The following is a 19,826-nucleotide window of genomic DNA, read 5'->3' as shown; positions in this document are numbered from 1 at the left end:
CGAGCTGACACGTCTCTAAAGAGGGTCGGTGGCCGACGTCGTCCCCGCCCAGTTCGTTCAGCTCGCTGTCCCTGGAGGACGCCCAGGCGCTCGTCGGCGCCGACACCGCCCATGAGGACGACGTCTCGCTCACCATCTCCACCCGCACCCCGGCGCCGGTGCTGTCCGCGCTGGCCGAGCGGGGCACGCTCGACGGGCTCCAGGTGCGCACCGCCACCCTCGAGGACGTCTTCCTCGACCTGACCGGACGGGAGTACCGAGCATGAAGGGCGCTTTCAAGAGCCTTTCGGTTGCCATGGTCAAGGGCTTCGTGCGCGACAAGGCCACGCTGTTCTTCACCTTCGTCTTCCCGCTGATGTTCCTCGTCGTATTCGGCCTGCTGTTCCGCGACGCGGGCGCGGAGAAGCTCAAGCTCGGCGCGGTCGGCGACGGCCCCGTCCTCGCGGCGCTGGAGCAGTCGGGCGCGGTCGAGCTGGAGCGCTTCGACTCCCTCGACGCGGGCGTGCAGAAGGTCCGCGACGGTGACCTGCCCGGTCTCGTCGAGGCCACCGACACCAAGGTCGACCTGCGGTTCGCCGCGAGCGACCAGGCCCAGGCCGGTCTGGTGCGCGGCATCGTCGCGGGCGTCACCCAAGAGCTGAACATCCGCGCGACCGGCCAGCCGCCGCGCTTCGAGTTCACCGCCGCCCAGGTCGAGGACGCATCCCTCAAGCCGATCCAGTACCTGACGCCGGGCATCCTGTCGTGGGGCATCGCGGTCACGGCCGTGTTCGGCGCCGCGCTGACGATGGTCAACTGGCGGCGCAAGCAGGTCCTGCGCAGGCTCCGGCTCGCGCCGGTGACGCCGACCACTGTGCTCAGCTCGCGCCTCAGCGTCACGATCGGCGTGGCGATCGCGCAGGCGATCGTGTTCGTCGGCGTGGCGTTGCTGCCGGTGTTCGGACTGCGACTGTCCGGCACCTGGTGGATGTCGATTCCCGTGTTCCTCAGCGGAATTCTGGCGTTCTTCGCCATCGGCATGCTCATCGGCGCGTTCACCAAGACCGAGGAAGCCGCGACCGGAGCGGCCAACATCGTCGTGCTGCCGATGGCGTTCCTGTCCGGCACGTTCTTCCCCATCGACGCCGCGCCGCCGTGGCTGCAGACGGTGTCGAAGGTGTTCCCGTTGCGGCACATGAATGACGGCACGATTGGTCGGCGTGGGCGACCCAGGCGTGCACCGCTGGGTTGTGGCGAGCGCGTTCGCCCTGTGTTTCGGGGTGTCGAAGTCGACGGTGCACCGCCGGTCACACTCTGGGCGCGCGACGGGGTCTGGGCGCGCCTGCATCGGGCGGTGCTGTCCGAAACGGCCGCCTAAGGGTTGTTGAACCTGTCGCGAGTCGTTCTGGACTCGGCCCACGTGCGGCGAAGCGAGGTGAACACGGGTCCGAGCCCCATGGACAGAGGCTAACCGGTTCCAACATGCACGTTCAGTCCGACCGGAAGGAATGCCTCTCGCGGTCGGTGTCTCAGGTGGCGACATCCCCGACAGCGAAGGCCTCAAGCCGATAGTCCGGGCGCTGTTGTTTGAGTAGTGTGGCCAACGGCGCGCGGACGTCGCCGCGCGCCGTTGGCCACTTGTCAACGAACGATTTCGCTGTGGTTGACGCTCAGTCCGCGTTTCACCTGCACTGTGCACCTTCCTTTCTTGATTAGCCATCACGCAATGCGATTCGGCGCTCGGTCCAAGGCAAGCGGGCCAGGGTTCTTCCGGATCACGTCCCGGCTCCGCGTTCGCAGTCGGCGCTGCCCAACGCAGCCTGACATTCGCGAGCAACAGCGTGCTCGATTTCATCTGGCCTGACGAAGGGACATCGATGACACCGCAGCGAATTTGGCGATCCTCTGATCTTACGTCGTTGACGGTCGCGAGGTTCCCGTGTTCGACCGGGAATCGGAACCTTGTCTGCGCTCGTTCGTGGCGCGATTGCCGATGCCCCTGTCTGTTACCTCATGCCGTGCACCGTGTCCGCGAACTGCACTCTGGGCCTGGGACGCCTTATCGGATGATCTCGCTGTGGTTGAGCGTGACACCGCGTTTGACAGTCATACTTCCTCCCATCGACTCGGACCGCTAACGATCAGGCCACATCCGATCAGCGTGCCCTTGCAGCAAGGTGACATATGAGCGCAGTCGGCCGTCAACAACTGACAGCTAGCCGCAGGGCCAGCAGCTCCTGCGCAAGACCTCAAATCAGCGCTACCGCGGGAGCCAGGAACACCCCGATTGCTGCCGCACTGACCTGTTCCCTTGGTCGGGATCTGGCCAGGTCGTCGATGGCCGGGGCTCCGAGCCCTTGCGTCCATGGCAGTCAGTGACGCTGGAGGCGTTCTTCAATGCAGACGAGTCTCAGCCGTAAGGGTGGGGGACATGGTCACCGGCCGCATCGCGGTTCTGCGAAGGAACGCGGGGGGTGGAGACGTTGCGCCCGAACACCCTGGTGCGCTGGACCCAACTCGGCATCGCGGTCGTGATTCCGCTCGTCCTCGTTGGCGGACCGTCGAGATACTCAGCCGTCGTTCCGACTCCTACGAGGGCCTGCCGGTGACAGCACGAGGAAGATCGGCCCGCACGCGATCCCGATCGACGCCGTCCACATCGCCTGCTGGATGCCTGCGCCATCGCCGAGTACTCCCCCAAGCAGTGCGCCGATGGGAATCACTCCCCACGTGAGAAACCGCATCGTCGCATTGAGTCTGCCCAGCAGGCGCTCAGGAGCTACGAGTTGGCGGTGGGTCACTTGGGTGACATTGAACAGCACGGCGCCGAATCCCATAGCTGTGTAGCCAATCACCGCTACCGGCAGCATAGGCCCGTCCTCGGCCAGCGGAATGAGCAGGCCCAAAGGCAGAGTGGTCACCATACTCAGCCATAGCATCTGTGTCAGGCCGAACCGCCGAACCCAGCTCGCGGAAGTTGCGGCCGCCACGATGCCGCCCAGACCACCGCAGGCGAACATGACGCCGATCGCGGTCGGTGTCAAGCCGTTGGTACGAGCCAGAAAGAGCATGAGCACAGCTTGTTGAACGCCTGAGAACAGGTTGCACGTGATCGTGGAGAGAGCGATGGCACGCAACACGCGGTCGCGCCAGAGGAACTCCAGCCCCTGCCAGACGGCTCTGCCCAGCCGGGCGGAATCGTCGGCGAGCGCGCGAGCCGGTTCGCGAACCTCCATTCTGCCCACCGCCAATGCCGTCCCCAGGTGGGAGGCGGCGATAGGTAGTGCCGCGACCACAGGCCCGAGCACCTGGGTCAGTGCGCCACCGACCGGCGGGCCCGCGAGCTGTGCGACCGACTGGCTGGACTGCAGCGCCGCATTGCCACGCACCAGGCTTTCCCGGTCCAGCACCAGGGGCGCCACCGACTGATAGGCGACGTCAAAGAACAGAGAGCACGCACCGGCCGTAAACGCGACCAGCGACATCTGCGCGAAGGTCAGCAACCCCAACCACCAGGCGAGCGGGATGCTCAGCAGCACAACTGCGCGGACGAGCGCTGTTGACACCATGACCGCTTTGCGGCGCCACCGGTCTATCCATACTCCCGCGGGCAGACCGACCAGCAGGAATGCCAGCGTCTCCGCCGCCGCCAGTACACCCATCTCAAAGGCACCCACCGCCAGCGTGTGGACCGCGATGAGCGGCAGCACGGTGTGGCCGACCATCGCGCCGGCCTGGCTCAATGACTCGCCTACCAAGAGCAACCGGAAGTCGCGATGGCGCAGCAGCTTCCAACGCGGCATGGTGCCCATGGCGTGCCTCCCGTCCTTCTTCAACGATCCGCCATGGGCGTATACGGCCGGGGCCGCTTACCCGGTCCATCATCGGCGTTGCCGCCCGGTTCTCGCCGACGACGCCTATCGCGGGGCGCACGATCCCGGTGTCACACCGACCTCCGCACTTGCGTCCTGGTGTCGGAAGCGCAACGCGACCGCGAACCAGCGGACGTGCGCTGGCTGGCGGTGCGATCGCTCGGCAGGCAGTTCCAATCCCACAGGTGGGAGATCGGCGCCATGGGCATTCGGAACAGAAGCCCCAGGCGGCGGCCAACTCGCGACATCCTCGCACCCGCCGTGATCGCAAATTCCGTCGCCGTGACACTCCACTCGGCGAGGCACGAGTATCACGGCCATCCGACCTGAGCCTCGCGGCGATCCGCCACCTGCTTCGGCAGCCTTCACTTTGACTGCGCGATATCCCGCTACGGGTAGGGCCTGTGCCGCACCGGGCGTCGGCGTCAAGGTCGCATCACTTCGACAGCCGGGTCGATGCGTCAGTCGAATCCGCGATTCGCAAGGTGAATTACGAGTCTGACTCAATTTCGATGGTCGACCGAACTGACCATGTCCAAAGGCGGCGAACAATGATGGCCAACGCTCCGATCGCAGCGCCACACCTGTGGGCGAACTGTCCTATTTAGACGCGACTGGGTCAGCGTGCTCGCAAACCCCAGCCGCGCTGTGGGCGGATCGCGCCCGGTCAGCCGGATCGCGCCATGTCAGTCCCACTCAACCGGAAGTGACATAAGGCTGCGGAAGCTGAAACCCCCTGGCACGAACTCGGCCTCGAAGCCGTCCGCCAAGCGCAGACCGGGCAGCCTCGAAACAAGGACTGACAAAGCTGCGGCCATCTCGACTCTTGTCAGCGCTGCCCCCAGGCAGTAGTGGATGCCGACACCGAACGCGAGGTGCCGCGTCGCCGACCCGCGATCAAGGCGGAAGACATTTGCATCCGGTATCTGATTCTCGTCTCGGCCAACGGATCCTGTCATCGGATGCACTCGTGAGCCAGCCGGGATCACGACTCCGCCCATGATGACGTCGACCGTAGTCACCCTGATCGTACTCTGGCTTGACGGGTCAAATCTGAGCCCTTCGTCAATAGCCGCCGGGATGAGTCGCGGCTCGGCCACGACCCGGCTCCACTCGCTGGTCCGCAACAGGTGGTAGAGCGTGTTCCCGATGAGGCCGGACGCGGTCTCGTGCCCTGCCAGAAGCAGCGATCTCAATACGACCACCGCCTCCGCCACTGAGCACGTGGGATTCGTCCCCATGGAGGCGCCTGCCAGAACCGTGGCAACATCGTTTCGAGGGTTCGCGAAGCGATTGGCTAGAAGACTTCGGAGGTAGTTGTCATAGGCGAGCAGGCTACTCGCGCACCGAACCTGCGCGTCGTCATCCAAAGGGAGGACCAGCAGCGCTGTCCAGTCCTGACTCCACTCCTTCACCGTGTCCTGGTCTTCCGGCGGCACACCCATGATGAGACAAATCACCGACAGAGGGAGAGGGTACGCGAGGCAGGAGATGAGATCGGTCGCGTGCTCCGCGGCGAAGCCGTCGACGAGGGAGTCGGTGATCGCACGGATCGCGGGTTCAAGAGTGCGCACATTGCGCGGACTGAAGAATTCGGCAAGCAGCTTGCGCATTCGTGAATGGTCCGGCGGATCGGCGTTGAACATGCCTTGCGAATAGTACTCGGAGCTATTGAGAAGCTCGGCGACTTCCTTCGACAAGGGATAGTCGCCGTCGAGGTTTCGAGTGCTCGTGAAGCGATCCACATCCCGCAGCGCCGCCGAGATCTCATCATCCCCCAAGAGGATCCACTGACCGTCCGAGGCTTGGGCTACAGGCGCGGACCTCCTTACCTCGGCATATGCCGAGTAAGGGTCGTGGATGAACTTCGGGCTTGCCGGGTCGAGGTACTCCGTGCCATCCCGATCAGCTGCCATCTACCTGCCTCCTGCCTTGCTCCGCTTTGGTCCGCTCAGCGGAGGTCGCGGACCGGGGTCCTCACGGGTACGCGCTCGTGCTCCCGAACGGTTCCCGCTGCCGAAGTTCACCTTTGGGGGCGGCTGAGGCCCGGTTCACCTGGTTGACACGCGCCCAATCTGCGCCGCCGGGGCTACTACAATTCAGGGCTTGTACCGAAACTCGTACTTCGCTGCCGATGCCCCTGGCCCGTACCGGGTGTGGTCGGACCCGCCCGACGATCTTCCTGCGAACTCCGACTGCCTGTCGTCGTACACGATGGCGGAGACGAGGTGTGGACCAACGTGCGGCGGCGCGGCATGGCCAGGCATCACGTCGCCTTGGCCGAAGCACCTCGAGTTGAGACAGGCCGCTCTGGCTCGGCGATTCCCACCTCGGAATGCGCAGTCTTCTCCAGACGCCATTCGTGCTCGCGTACCCATGATCCCGCGGCCCTGCGCTCCGTGACTATCGTTGCCGTGGCGCGCTCACTGTTGCGGCAGAGGAAATTGCGTCCGTCGGGACCGGTATACCGGATGTCCAATGTCTCGTTCGGAGACTGCGATACTTGCACGCTGATGCGCCGATCGCCGACGGTTCCTGTCACCCACCATCGGGGATACCCAATCGTGGCCCGCAATGCGAACGGCGCCACAAGAGCCTGACGGGGGGTCGGCCAGGTATCGCCGGACCGCCGTAACTGAAGGAAAGTCAGCGGCCGCAGACGGCGCAGAGCCGGCTTGGTCGACACCGCCGACACGATCTCCAGAACATCGCCGTTTCCGAGATCGGCATGCAGCCACGCCCACTGCCGCGCGTGCCCGTGCCCGTAGATCCGCGCTGTGGCGCCTGGCGCGTCGGTTAGCGTGAGCCGTCCCGATGGATGATCGATGAAGCCGTCGAAGGTGGCAGTGGGGGCGGGCACAATCTGAGCGGCAGGAAGCAGGTCACGCTCCCACGCCACCTTCGGGAAGGTGAACAGGGGGGCGGCGTGGCACGTTCGGCGTAGCACCCACTCGTACCCGGCGGCGGCACCGACCAGTGTCTCGGACTCCAGGGACATCGACGATGATGCGAATGGCTCGTCGAACGTCTGATGTACTGGCGGTCCGCCAGGAGGGAACAGGGCTAGCCAGCCGTGGCGGCGGACAGGGCCCCCTCGCCGTGGAGCGACGATTTCGTGGTGAAGCCAGACACCGGTTCCGGTTCGCGGATCAGTGATCGTCGTGTACCAGACCTCCATCCGTCCGGCCTGCCCACGCCACCGTGGGGCCATGAGAGAAAGAGGGATGTCCGGTCGGGTCGTCCTCATTGTCTCGCCCTTCACCTGGAACGGCCGCCGCCACAATTCGCGATGTCTACGGCAGTTGTCGGCGCTTCGGTTCCAGCGACCGTTCGTAGTCATCGGCTCCTGATGGCGCGTGCCAGCATCCGCATGATGATCCGCCCCCCGAAACCGCGACATGAGCCCTCACCTGAGGCATCGCGCCGAAGTGAGCTGAACCCACCTCTCACCGCGCAGGAGGACGCCGCTCCCCAGGGGAACCTGGGAGCGTGGTCCAGTCGTAGTCGGGGTGAACTCACTAGCACGAGAGGTATGCCCACATGCCAAACCTCCCTGACGTCACGACGTGGGCGATTCCGGCGTTCCTCGCCCTGCTCGTCGTCGAGTGGATGTCATTCCGTCTCGACCCAGACAACGATCAGGTGGGTTATCACCGGCAGGACACCGCGGCGAGCCTGGCGATGGGGCTGGGCAGCGTGCTGTGGGACACGCTCTGGCGGCTGCCCGTGCTGCCGATCTACCTCGCGATCCACGAATGGGTCCCGTGGCAAGTGACGTTCCAGTGGTGGCAGTTCCCGCTCATCCTGCTGGCCCAGGACTTTCTCTACTATTGGTCTCATCGGTCCCACCACGTGATCAGGGTCCTGTGGGCCGCGCATGTGGTTCACCACTCCAGCCGGGCGTTCAACTTGTCGACCGCGCTCCGCCAGTCATGGACGGCGGGCCTGACCACGTGGGTGTTCTACCTGCCGTTGCTTATCGCCGGAGTGCCGCCCGCGGCACTGTTCTTCGCCCAAGGGGTCAATCTCATCTACCAGTTCTGGGTGCACACCGAGCGAGTGAGCACGCTGGCGAGGCCCTTCGAGTTCTTCTTCAACACCCCCTCCCACCACCGTGTGCACCACGCGTCCAACGGCTCCTACCTAGACCGCAACTTCGGCGGGATCCTCATAGTGTGGGATCGACTGTTCGGCACCTTCGAACCGGAAGGCGAGCGGTGCGAGTACGGGCTCACGAAGAACATCGACACCTTCAACCCGATTCGCATCGCGTACCACGAGTACGGAAGCATCGCGAAGGACCTCGCCCTGGCTAGGACTTGGCCTGAACGGGCAGGCTTCCTCCTGAAGGGGCCAGGCTGGGCAGCTGAACGACGCCAGCGCGACACCTGAGGTGCCCCCACGTTGGCGAGTGCCGGATGGGGTGTCGCCGATCGTACGTGAAGGCGGCGTGGCGGTAATCACGCCGGAATGGCGAAGAACCTTCACGCCGGGCCAGGACGCATACAACCAGGCGTCGATCTTGTGGTGTCCGGCGCTGGGCCGCTTCTTGCAGTCGATGCACGAACACGTCCATTGCTCCCGACCGAGTGCGGCGCATGTTGGGTGAGCAGGCTGGGAGCAGATGCCACGCCCGGTTGTCACCGCACGGGTCACCCCACCGGAAGCGATTCCTCCGGATTCTGGTCGAACTGCGTCCGGTAGAGCTGCTTGTAGCGTCCGCTCGCGGCGAGCAGTTCGGCGTGTGTTCCACGCTCGACGATCCGGCCATCCTCGATCACCAAGATCATGTCAGCCGCTCTGACAGTGGAGAGCCGATGTGCGATCACGACGGCACTCCGTCCGCGCAGAGCCTCACTGAGCGCCCCCTGCACCTCCAACTCGGAGGTGGAGTCGAGGTGCGCCGTGGCTTCGTCGAGAACAACCAGCCGTGGTTGGGCCAGCAGCAGGCGCGCGATAGTCAACCGCTGCCGTTCACCGCCGGACAACCGGTACCCACGCTCCCCGACGACAGTGTCAAGCCCGTCAGGAAGCGCCGCGACGACGGCGGCGAGCCGCGCCCGGCGCAGCGCATCCCAAATGTCGTCCTCCGATGCGTCCGGGTTTGCCAGCAGCAGGTTCGCGCGGATCGAGTCGTGGAACAGGTGACCGTCCTGGGTAACCATGCTCACCGTGTCCCGGATCGAGTCGAACGTGAGATCCCTGATGTCGACGCCCGCAAGCCGGACGGCTCCGCGGTCGACGTCGTACAGTCTCGACACGAGTTGGGCGATCGTGGACTTGCCCGCACCGGACGAACCGACAAGTGCGACCATCTGGCCCGGCTCAACTCGGAACGACAGGTCGTGCAGCACATGGACGCCGCCTCGGTTATCCAGTGCGGCGACTTCCTCCAGCGACGCGAGCGAGACATCGCCCGCATTGGGATAGCTGAACCAGACCTCGTCGAACTCGAGCGAGACCGCCCCAGGTGGTAGCGAGACCGCATCCGGCCTCTCGTTGATCAGTGGTTTGAGGTCAAGGATCTCGAATACTCGCTCGAAACTCACCAGAGCTCCCATCACCTCGACCCGGGCACTCGCAAGGCCGGTGAGCGGCGCGTAGAGCCGGGTGATCAGCAGGGCGAGGACTACGAGCGACCCGGCGTCCAGCTCACCTCGCAACGCGTAGAGCCCGCCCAGACCATAGACGAGGGCGAGGGCGAGCGCGGACACCAACGTCAGCGCGGTGATGAAAACGCGGTGAAGCATCGCGCTACGAACGCCGATGTCGCGTACCCGACGGGCTCGGGCCACAAACTCCGCCGACTCTTCGTGGGGTCTGCCGAAGAGCTTCACCAGCGTCGCTCCGGATGCGGAGAACCGCTCAGTCATCTGAGTGTTCATCGCCGCGTCGTGGTCGACAGCTTCCCGCCGCAGGCGGGCTAGCCTGTTGCCCACCAACCGCGCGGGTACGACGAAGACTGGGAGCAACACCAACGCGAGCAGAGTGATCTGCCACGAAATCCCGATCATCACCACGAGTGTCAACAGCAGCGTGACTGTGTTGGTCACAACGCCGGAGAGGGTGTCACTGAACGCGCGCTGAGCGCCGATCACATCGTTGTTGAGGCGACTCACGAGGGCGCCGGTCCGAGTACGGGTGAAGAAGGCGACCGGCATCCTCTGCACGTGGTCGAAGACCGCCTTGCGCAGATCCAGGATCAGGCCCTCGCCAATGCTTGCCGACAGCCAGCGGCTGATCAGACCCGCGGCGGCTTCCGCCACGGCCACGCAGGCGATGAGCAGGGCGATCCCAAGCACGAGACCTGGTGGCGCGCCGCTGATGACAGCGTGGACCACTCGGCCCGCCAGTACCGGCGTCGCCACGGCGAGGAGCGCCGCGACCACCCCTAGGAACATGAAGCAGATCAGTCGCGCGCGGTGTGGCCTGGCGAAGTCCCCGATACGCCGAAGCGCGACCTTCGAGAACGGCCGGTTGTACTCGGGAGCATTCATCGCTTTCAGCAACGAGGTCAATGCGGCGTATTGCATGTCCACTTGGATCTCCATTTCGTCATCATGCGATGAACCACCGTCAGCGGCGACGGACAGTCCGTCCGCTTGTTGCACGCCGACGACCTATTGCCACCACCAACCCTCAAGTTTCCTACGGTCGACGCCGACAGAACGGTTCCATTCGTTCGAAAGAAATAGAATCAAACGATCCGGGCACGGCGATGAACTCAGCCAAAGCCGCGATCAACGGCAATCGAGTCCACAACAGGCCGACGACGGGGAGGGACCGTGGATTCGAACACATAGCGCGCGGGCATTCACCGCGCAGAAATGCCGTTGCCCAGAACAGCTGCGAGGCGCTCCAGGACTTCTAGGTTCGCGCGGTAGAACACCCAGGTGCCTCGACGCTCGTTGTCGATCAGGCCCGCCTCCCGCAGCACCTTCAGATGGTGGGAAATCGTGGGACCGGACAGGTCGAACGCACCGGTCATGTCGCAGACACACACTTCCTTGTTCGAATTGGAAGCGATCATGCTCAACAACCGCAGCCGCACCGGGTCTGCGACCGCTTTGAACCCACGTACTAGATCCGCGGCGTCGTCTGCGGTCAACGGGGCCTCTGTGATTGGGCTGCAGCAAGGCGGCTGCTGATGTTTCGTCATCATTCGATTCGACATCTATCAAAGTAGTGACAAGGGAGTGGTGCATGACGGCTGGGCCGCGGGGTCTCATCGCGAAATTCACGACGAGACCCCGCCGGGCGATCTCAGGTCAGCCGCAACAGCTCTGGGCCTGCGGGACTACGGCGAGTCCCGCGGTGGCGGTCGCCAGCGTCGTCTTCGCCGTCGCCCCGGAGCCGTCGGACGCGGGCGCGCAGCACACGCCGTTGTCATGTGTGAGCTTGTCGGCATCCTGCTTCACCACGTAGATCTCCCAAGGCTCCCGACCAGGCCCCTCGGTCCACACCTTGTCCTGCACGGCATAGCAGCAGGACGTGCTCTCCTCGTGCTGAGTGCTCAGACCCGCCTCCCGCAGACGCGCGGTGGCCGCGTGAACCTCCTCGCTCGTCTCCACCTCGACGCCGAGATGGTCCAACGCAGTGGCATCCGAGGCTTCGCCCTGCAGCAGGATGAGCTTCAGCGGCGGCTCCGTGACAGCGAAGTTGGCATAGCCCTCGTGAGACTTCGCGGGCACGGTGCCGAGCAGCTTGCTGTAAAAGTCCACCGCCGCTTCCAGGTCCGGCACTCGCAAAGCCAACTGAACTCGGGACATCAGTCCTACCTCCGGTTCCAGGCGCCCGTTCTTGGGCGACCCGTCAAGTCCTACGCCCTGATTAGATTGCTGTCAATCTAGACAACTGTCGAAGCAAGCGGCCCTGGCTGCGAGAGCGGTCCTCATACGACGTTCTCGCGACATCGGTTCCGTGGGGAATGCCACAGCCGCAGGTCCGCGCGCGACTCCTCCCAGCCACCACGGTCGCCTCGAGACACGAAGGCGGGGACCTGACCGCCTGCGGGCCGAGCACAACAACGCGAGGAGTCGGCTACCAAGTCGCCCGGCCAGAGCTCCACTGACGCGTACCCACCATGGAACCGACAATGATGGAAAAGCGTATATCCGACGAGTCCGCCCAGGTGTGGGCGTACCTCCTGCCGCGTGCCATGCAGAATCGATTGGAGTGTTTCATGCCGAAGTCCTTCGGCACGATAGTTCGCACCAGCGCTGTCGTCCTTTCCGCTTTGACCGCGGTTACCGTTGCGTCGTCCGCATCGTCGGCGAGTGATCGACCCCAGAAATTCGTCGCACCCACCGGAGCGAGCGTCAAGGACTCCTACCTCGTTGAATTCAACCAAGTGGTCTCAGAAGAACAACGAGGTTCTGCGGCTGATCACCTCGCACGCGAGAATGGCGGCCGGGTCGGGTATGTGTTCAAACGGGCTTTTCATGGGTTCTCGGTCAATTTAAGCGAGGCTCAGGCGCGCAGGCTCGCGGCGGATCCGAAGGTCAAGCGCGTCGAGCAGGAGGCGGTGGCCGAGGCTGACACGGTCCAGGCCAATCCGCCGTGGCACCTCGACCGCGTCGACCAGCGCACTGCGCCGCTCGACAACAAGTACGACGCGCCTTCCACAGGTCAAGGTTCGGGTTCGACGATCTTCGTCGTCGACAGCGGACTGCGCACCACGCACTCGGTCTTCGCCGGACGCGCTCGCATCGGGGCCGACTACTCACTCGACTTCACCCAAGGGGACCGACCGTTCGGCGAAGACTGTCGTGGCCACGGCACGCACGTGGCCGGACTCGCCGCCGGTACGACCTACGGGATCGCTCGCAGCGCGCAGGTCGTCGCGGTAAAGGTAATCAATTGCACTGGGACGGCAACGGTGACTTCCGTAGTCCAGGGCATCGAATGGATCATCGACAACGCGCCCGCACGGTCGGTCGTCAACATGTCGCTCAGCTTCCCCTCGACGCGTTCTGGGGTTGACGCACTCGAGGCCTCGATCCGCGCGGCCAAGGCGCGCAACATCACTTTTGTCGTGTCGGCGGGAAATGACGATATCGACGCCTGCGAGGGATCGGCTTCCCGCAGTCCGGCCCGGATGCCCGAGGTGATCACCGTTGGCGCGACCGACGATGACGACGAGCGTGCATCGTTCTCGAACTTCGGCTCGTGCTTGGACATATTTGCCCCAGGGGTCGGGATCGTCTCCTCCTCGGCGTCGGGAGACACCTCGACTGAAGTCAAGAATGGAACGTCTATGTCGGCGCCCCAGGTAGCAGGCGCGTTGGCGGTGATCACAGGCCGATACCCGCCAGGCACCGCACACCGCACTCTTGAGAACAAGCTGCTGCGGCAAGGCACTCTCGGTGTTGTCGGGGATGCGAACGCGCCGCAGTTCGGCAACCTTCTGCTGCATTCCGGTTCGCGGCACACCAACGACATCGACTTCCTGATGGCTGACGTCGGCGTGTTGAACCCCGTCCTCGCCATCAGCGGCAAGCCGGATACCCAGGGCAGTAGCAGCATGAGTGTGTCCGTCGACATCACCCACCCGGCTCGTGGCCAACTACAGGTTGACCTGATCGCGCCGAACGGCCGCGAGTACCGGATCCATTCCCCAAGCAGTGATACGGGCGACAACATCACCGTGCAGGACCGCAACTTCGATGGAACCGGTGTGCCGGTCAACGGCACCTGGCGCCTTCGCGTCATCGACAGCGTGTCGGGCGCCGTAGGAACACTCACGTCCTGGACGCTGCAGCTCTAACCACCGCGACAGGTTGGCGGACGCGTGTGTCGTGCTGACGCAGGACACACGCGTCGCCATGTGCGTTCGGTCAGGCCTCCGATCCCGCGAACGTCAGGTGTTGCGATGCTTCCAGGGTCGCAGCTGCTGTTGGGCAGCGTCGGTGACCAAGTCACGATCGCCAGTGTCCATAGCCAATCGACTGTCCGGCGGTCGGTACTCACCACGGCCAGTCGCGGTGTTGGAGGTTGGACGGCGGGCCGGCAGCGGCGCGGAGATGCTGATCGAGGACATCGCGCCCGCCGAGTTGGTGTGACCGGCCGCGCCAGTTTCTAGAGGTTAGCGATGCCGTGCTCAACCCGGACACGGCGGGATTTGTGCGGTTTCCTCTGTGTGACAGGGTTTCAGTGGCTCGGGCATACGTCCGAGTGCCTTCTTGTGGTCTCTGGGGCAAAGTCACGATTTGCCTGAGACGGGCTGGTGCCGACCGGCGCGTTCGCCCGTGGTTCAGCGGACCTTGATCTCGGTGGCGTCCATCAACCGGTTATCCCTTTGCGGTCGGGGTAGGCGACGGGTCGGCCTGCGTGCGTAGCCGGACAACCGAGATGAGTCGACGTTCTCGACCGGCCAGCAGTAGCCAGATCTCGCTGATCGCGCGGGTCGCCCTCGAGCGATCCACCCGGAACCGCGACGAGCAGACCGTCAACGAGCACCAGCTCGTACCGTGTGGCGACGTGATCCTGGCGCCAATTCCGCGTCGCCCGTACGTGGGCGTGGTTGGCCGCACTGTGGATTTCGGTATCAACCGACTCAACCGCAACCGCGCTGCGTTGGTGTACCGCGCGGCGCGTCACGATGTGCAGGCTGCCGTCTGCTCCACGCCGATGAGGAACCCGGCTCCTTGCCAACGGGCAGCGATCTCCGCCGTCCTCGATCTTCTTCGTCATCGATCGGTCTGCCGGACCTCCCCTATTTGATCAGCCTCGCAACACCTGATGGCTTATGCGGTTGTGAGTAGATCTCACAGGCGTCGCGTTCTATGACCCCAAACGCGCCGAAGGCAAGAACCACAAGCAGGCACTCATCGCCCTCGCACGGCTACGGATCAACACACTCTGGGCGATGCTTCGCGACCGCACCACCTACCAGGAACCACCCCGACCAGCACTGGCTCCGGCCGCTTGACAACAGTATTGAGATTCCCAGTGGCCGGGCACCACCCGGTCATCGACCTCGCGGCGCAACCCGCCACGGGCCTGGACATAGATCGCCTGGTAGATCGTCTCCGGACTCACCCGCATACCCTCGTCGTCGGGAACTCCACGACCAGAGCGTGACAGATCTGCTCAGGCGACCACTGCTGCCAGCAGTCTGCCGGCGACGTAGTCGCGCAGCGGACCGTCCTGGGCTAGCTTGGGCCGCCCGCCCAGGCCCGCTACGCCCGGTGCGTCTGATAGGCACCCTCGACCGAACGAGCGTCGATCTCGCGTTTGACCGTGGACGCCGCCCGGCCCAGCGCCCGCCCGATCGCCCGCAAAGACTCGCCCCCACGGCGCAGGTCGGCGATCATCTCCCGCTCGGTCACCGTGAGGAACCGAGGATGCAACTCGGCCTCGACCGCGGCCAGAGTCGCTGACGTCGCCAAGACAATGGTGGTCACGCCTGTCTTGTAGTCCATCCGGCGCCCATCCGGGTGCAGGCGCGTCGCATATCTTGCGGATGCCACGGCCGCAATCCCTGGCTGTGCGCTAGTGCACCCCGACTCGCACCGCGGTGTCCCGCCGACGCACCCCGCCCGCACGAAGCCGGTCGTACTCCGCCCGACCCGGATGCCCGCCGTGCCCCACTTCCCACGGCCACCGATACCGGCCGTCGCGCCCACCCCGCCGCCGTCGCACGGTTCACCCCGACCACCCGAGCAGCACCCGAGATACTGCCGTCCCCCGCTCCAGACCTCGAAGAACCTCACCTTCAACTCTCCAAACCACGATCCCCGCAACTCCGAGAAATCCAGGATGTTGCGGGGATCGCTAGAACCCGCCGATCCCACTGGGCAGAACTTAGAGGCACAACCTAGCGCTCGGCGACCATCACGGCGTCAGCGATCACGTAACCGACGCCGAAATTGCCCTCGGACAGTTCCACCACCACGGAGTCGTCACCTTCGACCAGCGAGAACACGCCGAGGGAGACCCATCCGTCACCGTTGGTACTCTGGTCGCGGACAGCGGTGAACGTTCCCGATGAGCTGGTCACCTCATATGTCGCGGTCGGCGACTGCGTGTCGCTGCCTTTGGGGAGCCGCACGAGGATCTCGTGTTGCCCTGTCCTTCTGATCGCGTCGCCGAGCTTCCAGACAAACGTGTCCGGCGTCGCGAACGCGGACGCCGACGCGTGGTAGGTGCCACCGACACATCCACAGCGGTCGGTCTCGCCTGCGGACCACTGCCCGCGGGGGGCCACGTCGCCGGAGGTGTCGTCGGTCACGACGTTGCTGATCGTGTTCATCCAGAAGACGCGATATGTGTCCTCCGGATGACCGCGCTGCCGCCACCCGGCGTAGAAGCCGCGCATGGTCTCCGGCTTGTCCTCGGCGACTACACGAAGGATGTCTCCAACGTCGTGCGCAAAAGGCTCGTCGAATCCGTTGACGTACTCAACTCCGCCGTCATGGAGATCCACGAGGACGCCAGCGACACGGCCCTCTACGTCATTTCCGTCCTCGCAGGCGACCAGGCGGCCAAGGCAGGTATCCAGATCGGTCTTGGTGCCATCATCGTGCAGATAGCCACTATCTCCTCGGACCACGGTAGCCACGAAGTCCGCGAAACCCTCGACCCACGCACATCGCTCACTCGACTTCCTCATAATCCAATGGGGATCACAGTTGGGCATGTCCGGCATGTACCCGTACATGTTGAACATGTAGTTGTGGGCGATCTCGTGCGGAACCGCACTGGCGTCCGGCGCGTTCACCGCCAGGTGGACCTTGCCGCCGATCTCGTAGGCCGACCCGGTCGGCCTGTTCGGGTGATACTCGATCTCGGTAGCACCGGGGTCGATGCCCGAGTCGGTCCACACCGACCGAGTCTCTGCCGCCTGACGGTAGATCTTCGCCATCTGCGACGTCGCGGTGTGCACGTCGGAGGTGCGCTGGAAGAACAGCCCGAGCGGAACGGTTGCAATGGTCGTCGCGGCGGGGTCGGCCTCTTCCTCGCGCACCGAGATCGACCGGCCTTGGTTCTCCGGGTACACGCGCAGCACCAGCTTGTCGTCATGGCAGGCGTAAGAAGCCATGAAGGGGACGGTACTGGGCTCACAGCCGTGCCATTCGTTACCGCCCGGACCCGGTTGGCGTTGAGGGTAGTCAAACGTGAGCTCGAACCGGCCGTCCCTGGCGAGGAAACCTGTCACACGGCCTGAGCCACCCAGCTCGGTCTTCACCGGCCGCCACAGGACGGGCGAATTCGGGTCGCCGTCCTTGCCCTCGTACCAGAGTTCGTACCGTGCACCGCTGAGTCCGCGATAAGTGATCCCGTGATCGATGGAGGTCAACACGGAACCCGTCACCGTCACTCGGGATGGCGCGTCCGGCGGATCACTCGGCGGCAGCGTGCAAGACTCGCTCCAACCGGAGTGGGTGAGCAGTTCACCGACGTCATGCGGTGGCACCTGACTCCAACCGCCCGCACCGTTGGGGCTAAGTGTCTTCTGCCCGATTGCGACCTCGTTGTCGAAGCCGATGCACAAGTGCTGGAGAGGCATCCCGTAATAGCCTAGATTGAGCCACGCGGTCTGCGCCCGACCAGGTTCGGGGCAATACCGCGCAACCCAGTTCTGCGTCGCCCCTAGTGTTTTCGCGTAGAACTGGAGTCCACTGGACCACGGTTGGTCGCCGCAGACCCCGGAGCCGGTGGCGATCGTGCCCACTGTGTAGTCGTGGTCCGCCGATGGCTCGGCAGATGCGGGTACATGGCTCAGTGCTGAGCCGATTAGTACTGCTGCCAGGGCGACCACCAGCCGGTAGCCTCCCCACTGGGACCTTCGCACTCCCGCTCCTTCGAGTTCGGTGATCGTCATCTGACGCGGTCGTCAATGAGCTACACGTCGTCAGAGATACGCGGACTTGCCTCCCGTGGGTTCGGCCAGGCTCCGCGCGGTGCCCGAACTGGGTCACAAGTCACTTGTCCATGGTGGAGCGACGGCATCCAACGAAAGCACCCCGCCTGGGTGGCTGGCAGATACATGCAGAGCATGTGGCCAGGCCACACACCCCAACGAGCGAGCACAGTCCGCGAGCCGCCCGTCGGGCCTTACCCCGGATGTTGGACACGGGGTTATGCGGCGTGGTTCAGGGTAGCTGGTGTCGGTAGCAGGCTGTTCTCGTAGTCGATCGGGGACATCTGGCCGAGGTGGGAGTGGCGGCGTCGGGTGTTGTGGCGGTGCAGCCAACCGAACGCGGCCAGTCGTACTTCCCTTTTGCTGCACCAATTCGTGGTGCCCTGAAGGGTCTCGCGCTTGAACGAGGCGTTGAAGCTCTCGGCGGCGGCGTTGTCCGCCGAGCTGCCGACCGCGCCCATGGACTGGATCACCCCCGTGGTCCGGCAGGCGTCGGTGAACGCCCGGGAGCAGTATTGCCCCGTGATCGCTGTGGAAGATCGCTCCGGCCAGGCTCCCCCTGGTGCTTTGGGCGGCGTGCAGGGCGTCGATGACCAGTTCGGTGCGCATGTGATCGGCGATCGCCCAGCCGACCAGACGGCGCGAGCACAGGTCCATCACGGTGGCCAGGTAGCAGAACGTGCCGTCGGCGATCGGCAGATACGTTGTGTCGCCGACGTAGCGGGTGTTCGGTGTCTGCGCGGCGAAGTCTCTGCCGAGCAGGTCCGGGACCTTGACCGCGGAAGGATCGTCGAGGGTGGTTGCGGTGTCGGCGGCGCAGCCGCAGTCCGGCCAGGCCAATCCCGCGCAGGACCCGGGCGACACGCTTGTGGTTGACCACGTGCCCAGCGGCGCGCAGCTCGGCGGTGACCCGCGGGACCCCGTAGGTGCCGGCCGAGTCGCGGTGGATCGTGCGCACACGGGCCGCCAGGCGGGCGTCCGCCGCGGCCCGCGCGGCCCGGTCCGGCGCGGTGGCGCGCCCATGGTAGAAGCTGGACCGGGCGATCCCGATGACCTGACACAACCGCTTCACGCCGTGGCGGCGTTGATGGTCGGCGACGAACTGGAAGCGGTTCACCAGCGCGTCTACCCGACGAAATACTTGGCCGCCGCCTTGCGCAGAATGTCGCGCTCCTCCTCCAGCTCGCGAACGCGCCTGCGCAGCGCGGCGTTCTCGCCCTCCGCCGGCCCAAGCGACGTCGGGGCCGCCCCGCTCGCGACCGGTGAGTCGCCACGCCGTTGCTCGTCGAGCCGGATCCAACTGCGCAACGTCTCGGAGTTCACCCCGAGATCCTCGGCCACCGACCTGATCGTCGCGCCCGGCCGGGACCGGTAGAGCGCGACCGCCTCGGCCCTGAACTCCGGCGGGTAGTGCTTCACCGCCATCAGTGCAGGACTCCTGTCCACCCGGACCATCAGGGCCCAAGTGCGTCTGGTGTCCAACATCCGGGGTCAAGGCCCGGGCCAAGGCCCGGCGACCTCATCATCGGACGGATGAGCCAGTCCGCGATCGCCACCCTGGTCGACCGCGCAGCCGATTCGTGCGCTTGGCGCACCTTCCCGACTGCCAGGCTGACCTTGACCTGGGACCAGGGCTCGGAGATGGCCCAACACGACCAGCTTGCCACCCTGTTCGGCGAGGGCATCTACTTCGCCCACACTGGTAGTCCATGGCAGCGCGGCACGAACGAGAACATGAACGGGCTGCTGCGCCAGTACTTTCCGAAGCGGACCGACCTTCGCAGCTTCGGACGTATAACCTCGCTCCGGCCGAACACCGCCTCAACAACCCCGTCCCCGCAAGGTCCTCGGATGGCGGACACCGGCCGAGATCTTCATCGCCGCGCTGGCACACTGACCATGCTCAGGTGTGGCGATGATCGCGCGGATCCGCCCGCCAGCACCAGCAGGGCCTGTCGCCCCAGGTTCAGCGCCCGCCACCGCGAGCCGATCTCGACACGGTGGGCGCGGATCAGACACGAAAGTCAGGGTCGCCTGCGACAACGGCAGCGCGGCACGGTAGAACAACATCTGAAGCTCCGGGATGATGCAGAACGATCTTGGTCGAGAGT

At 64.9% G+C, this 19,826-nt stretch carries 10 protein-coding genes and 6 pseudogenes; 6 read left to right on the top strand and 10 right to left on the bottom strand.

The features are described 5' to 3' along the window. Window positions 1–65: 65 nt before the first annotated feature. Together ACSHT8_RS02515 and ACSHT8_RS02510 are read left to right on the top strand one after the other, a co-directional pair. Window positions 66–266, top strand: a pseudogene (locus ACSHT8_RS02515) (ABC transporter ATP-binding protein); the annotation flags it as partial. After that, the gene (locus ACSHT8_RS02510; protein WP_436497272.1) at window positions 263–1,357 is read left to right on the top strand and encodes an ABC transporter permease; all 1,095 of its coding nucleotides are present in this window, start codon (window positions 263–265) and stop codon (window positions 1,355–1,357) included. The pseudogene ACSHT8_RS02515 and the gene ACSHT8_RS02510, both read left to right, overlap by 4 nt. Window positions 1,358–2,549: 1,192 nt before the next feature. Here the strand turns inward: ACSHT8_RS02510 and ACSHT8_RS02505 are convergent. From ACSHT8_RS02505 to ACSHT8_RS02495, 3 genes are all read right to left on the bottom strand, one after another. Further along, window positions 2,550–3,791, bottom strand: coding sequence for an MFS transporter (locus ACSHT8_RS02505; protein ID WP_436497270.1), 1,242 nt, complete (start codon window positions 3,789–3,791; stop codon window positions 2,550–2,552). 746 nt (window positions 3,792–4,537) lie between these two features. Continuing rightward, window positions 4,538–5,767, bottom strand: a complete 1,230-nt coding sequence (locus ACSHT8_RS02500) for a cytochrome P450 (protein ID WP_436497268.1) — start codon at window positions 5,765–5,767, stop codon at window positions 4,538–4,540. Window positions 5,768–6,117: 350 nt separating this feature from the next. After that, entirely contained in the window at window positions 6,118–6,849 is a 732-nt protein-coding gene (locus ACSHT8_RS02495; RefSeq protein ID WP_436497266.1) for a hypothetical protein, read from the bottom strand. A gap of 611 nt (window positions 6,850–7,460) precedes the next feature. On the opposite strand from ACSHT8_RS02495, the gene ACSHT8_RS02490 reads away from it, so the two are divergent. Next, entirely contained in the window at window positions 7,461–8,243 is a 783-nt protein-coding gene (locus tag ACSHT8_RS02490; protein ID WP_436497264.1) for a sterol desaturase family protein, read from the top strand. 260 nt (window positions 8,244–8,503) lie between these two features. Here ACSHT8_RS02490 and ACSHT8_RS02485 read toward each other — a convergent pair whose 3' ends face one another. The 3 genes from ACSHT8_RS02485 to ACSHT8_RS02475 form a co-directional block, all read right to left on the bottom strand. Continuing rightward, window positions 8,504–10,402, bottom strand: a complete 1,899-nt coding sequence (locus ACSHT8_RS02485) for an ABC transporter ATP-binding protein (RefSeq protein WP_436497262.1) — start codon at window positions 10,400–10,402, stop codon at window positions 8,504–8,506. 263 nt (window positions 10,403–10,665) lie between these two features. Continuing rightward, window positions 10,666–11,013 (bottom strand): metalloregulator ArsR/SmtB family transcription factor, encoded by a 348-nt coding sequence (locus ACSHT8_RS02480; RefSeq protein ID WP_436501972.1) that lies wholly within the window; start codon window positions 11,011–11,013, stop codon window positions 10,666–10,668. Window positions 11,014–11,119: 106 nt separating this feature from the next. Continuing rightward, on the bottom strand, window positions 11,120–11,620 hold the full coding sequence (locus ACSHT8_RS02475) for an ArsI/CadI family heavy metal resistance metalloenzyme (protein WP_436497260.1): 501 nt from the start codon (window positions 11,618–11,620) through the stop codon (window positions 11,120–11,122). A 413-nt stretch (window positions 11,621–12,033) separates the two neighbouring features. Here ACSHT8_RS02475 and ACSHT8_RS02470 point away from each other — a divergent pair, with 413 nt between their 5' ends. Then, window positions 12,034–13,617, top strand: coding sequence for a S8 family serine peptidase (locus tag ACSHT8_RS02470; RefSeq protein ID WP_436497258.1), 1,584 nt, complete (start codon window positions 12,034–12,036; stop codon window positions 13,615–13,617). 1,011 nt (window positions 13,618–14,628) lie between these two features. Next, window positions 14,629–14,781: pseudogene (locus tag ACSHT8_RS02465) on the top strand (IS110 family transposase); the annotation flags it as partial. Here ACSHT8_RS02465 and ACSHT8_RS02460 read toward each other — a convergent pair. From ACSHT8_RS02460 to ACSHT8_RS02450, 3 genes and pseudogenes are all read right to left on the bottom strand, one after another. Then, window positions 14,760–15,386: pseudogene (locus ACSHT8_RS02460) on the bottom strand (transposase); the annotation flags it as partial. The pseudogenes ACSHT8_RS02465 and ACSHT8_RS02460 overlap by 22 nt on opposite strands. A gap of 283 nt (window positions 15,387–15,669) precedes the next feature. Next, window positions 15,670–17,676 (bottom strand): hypothetical protein, encoded by a 2,007-nt coding sequence (locus tag ACSHT8_RS02455; RefSeq protein ID WP_436497256.1) that lies wholly within the window; start codon window positions 17,674–17,676, stop codon window positions 15,670–15,672. Window positions 17,677–17,933: 257 nt separating this feature from the next. Then, window positions 17,934–19,140 (bottom strand): annotated as a pseudogene (locus tag ACSHT8_RS02450) (IS3 family transposase). 108 nt (window positions 19,141–19,248) lie between these two features. Here ACSHT8_RS02450 and ACSHT8_RS02445 point away from each other — a divergent pair. Further along, window positions 19,249–19,443: pseudogene (locus tag ACSHT8_RS02445) on the top strand (IS30 family transposase); the annotation flags it as partial. Window positions 19,444–19,652: 209 nt separating this feature from the next. Here ACSHT8_RS02445 and ACSHT8_RS02440 read toward each other — a convergent pair. Further along, window positions 19,653–19,785 (bottom strand): annotated as a pseudogene (locus ACSHT8_RS02440) (IS5/IS1182 family transposase); the annotation flags it as partial. Window positions 19,786–19,826: the final 41 nt, after the last annotated feature.

It is taken from the genome of Actinokineospora sp. HUAS TT18 (genome assembly GCF_051364635.1).
Lineage (GTDB): Bacteria > Actinomycetota > Actinomycetes > Mycobacteriales > Pseudonocardiaceae > Actinokineospora.
Note: the sequence above shows the minus strand (reverse complement) of the source record. Positions and strands in the feature narration are given on the sequence as shown.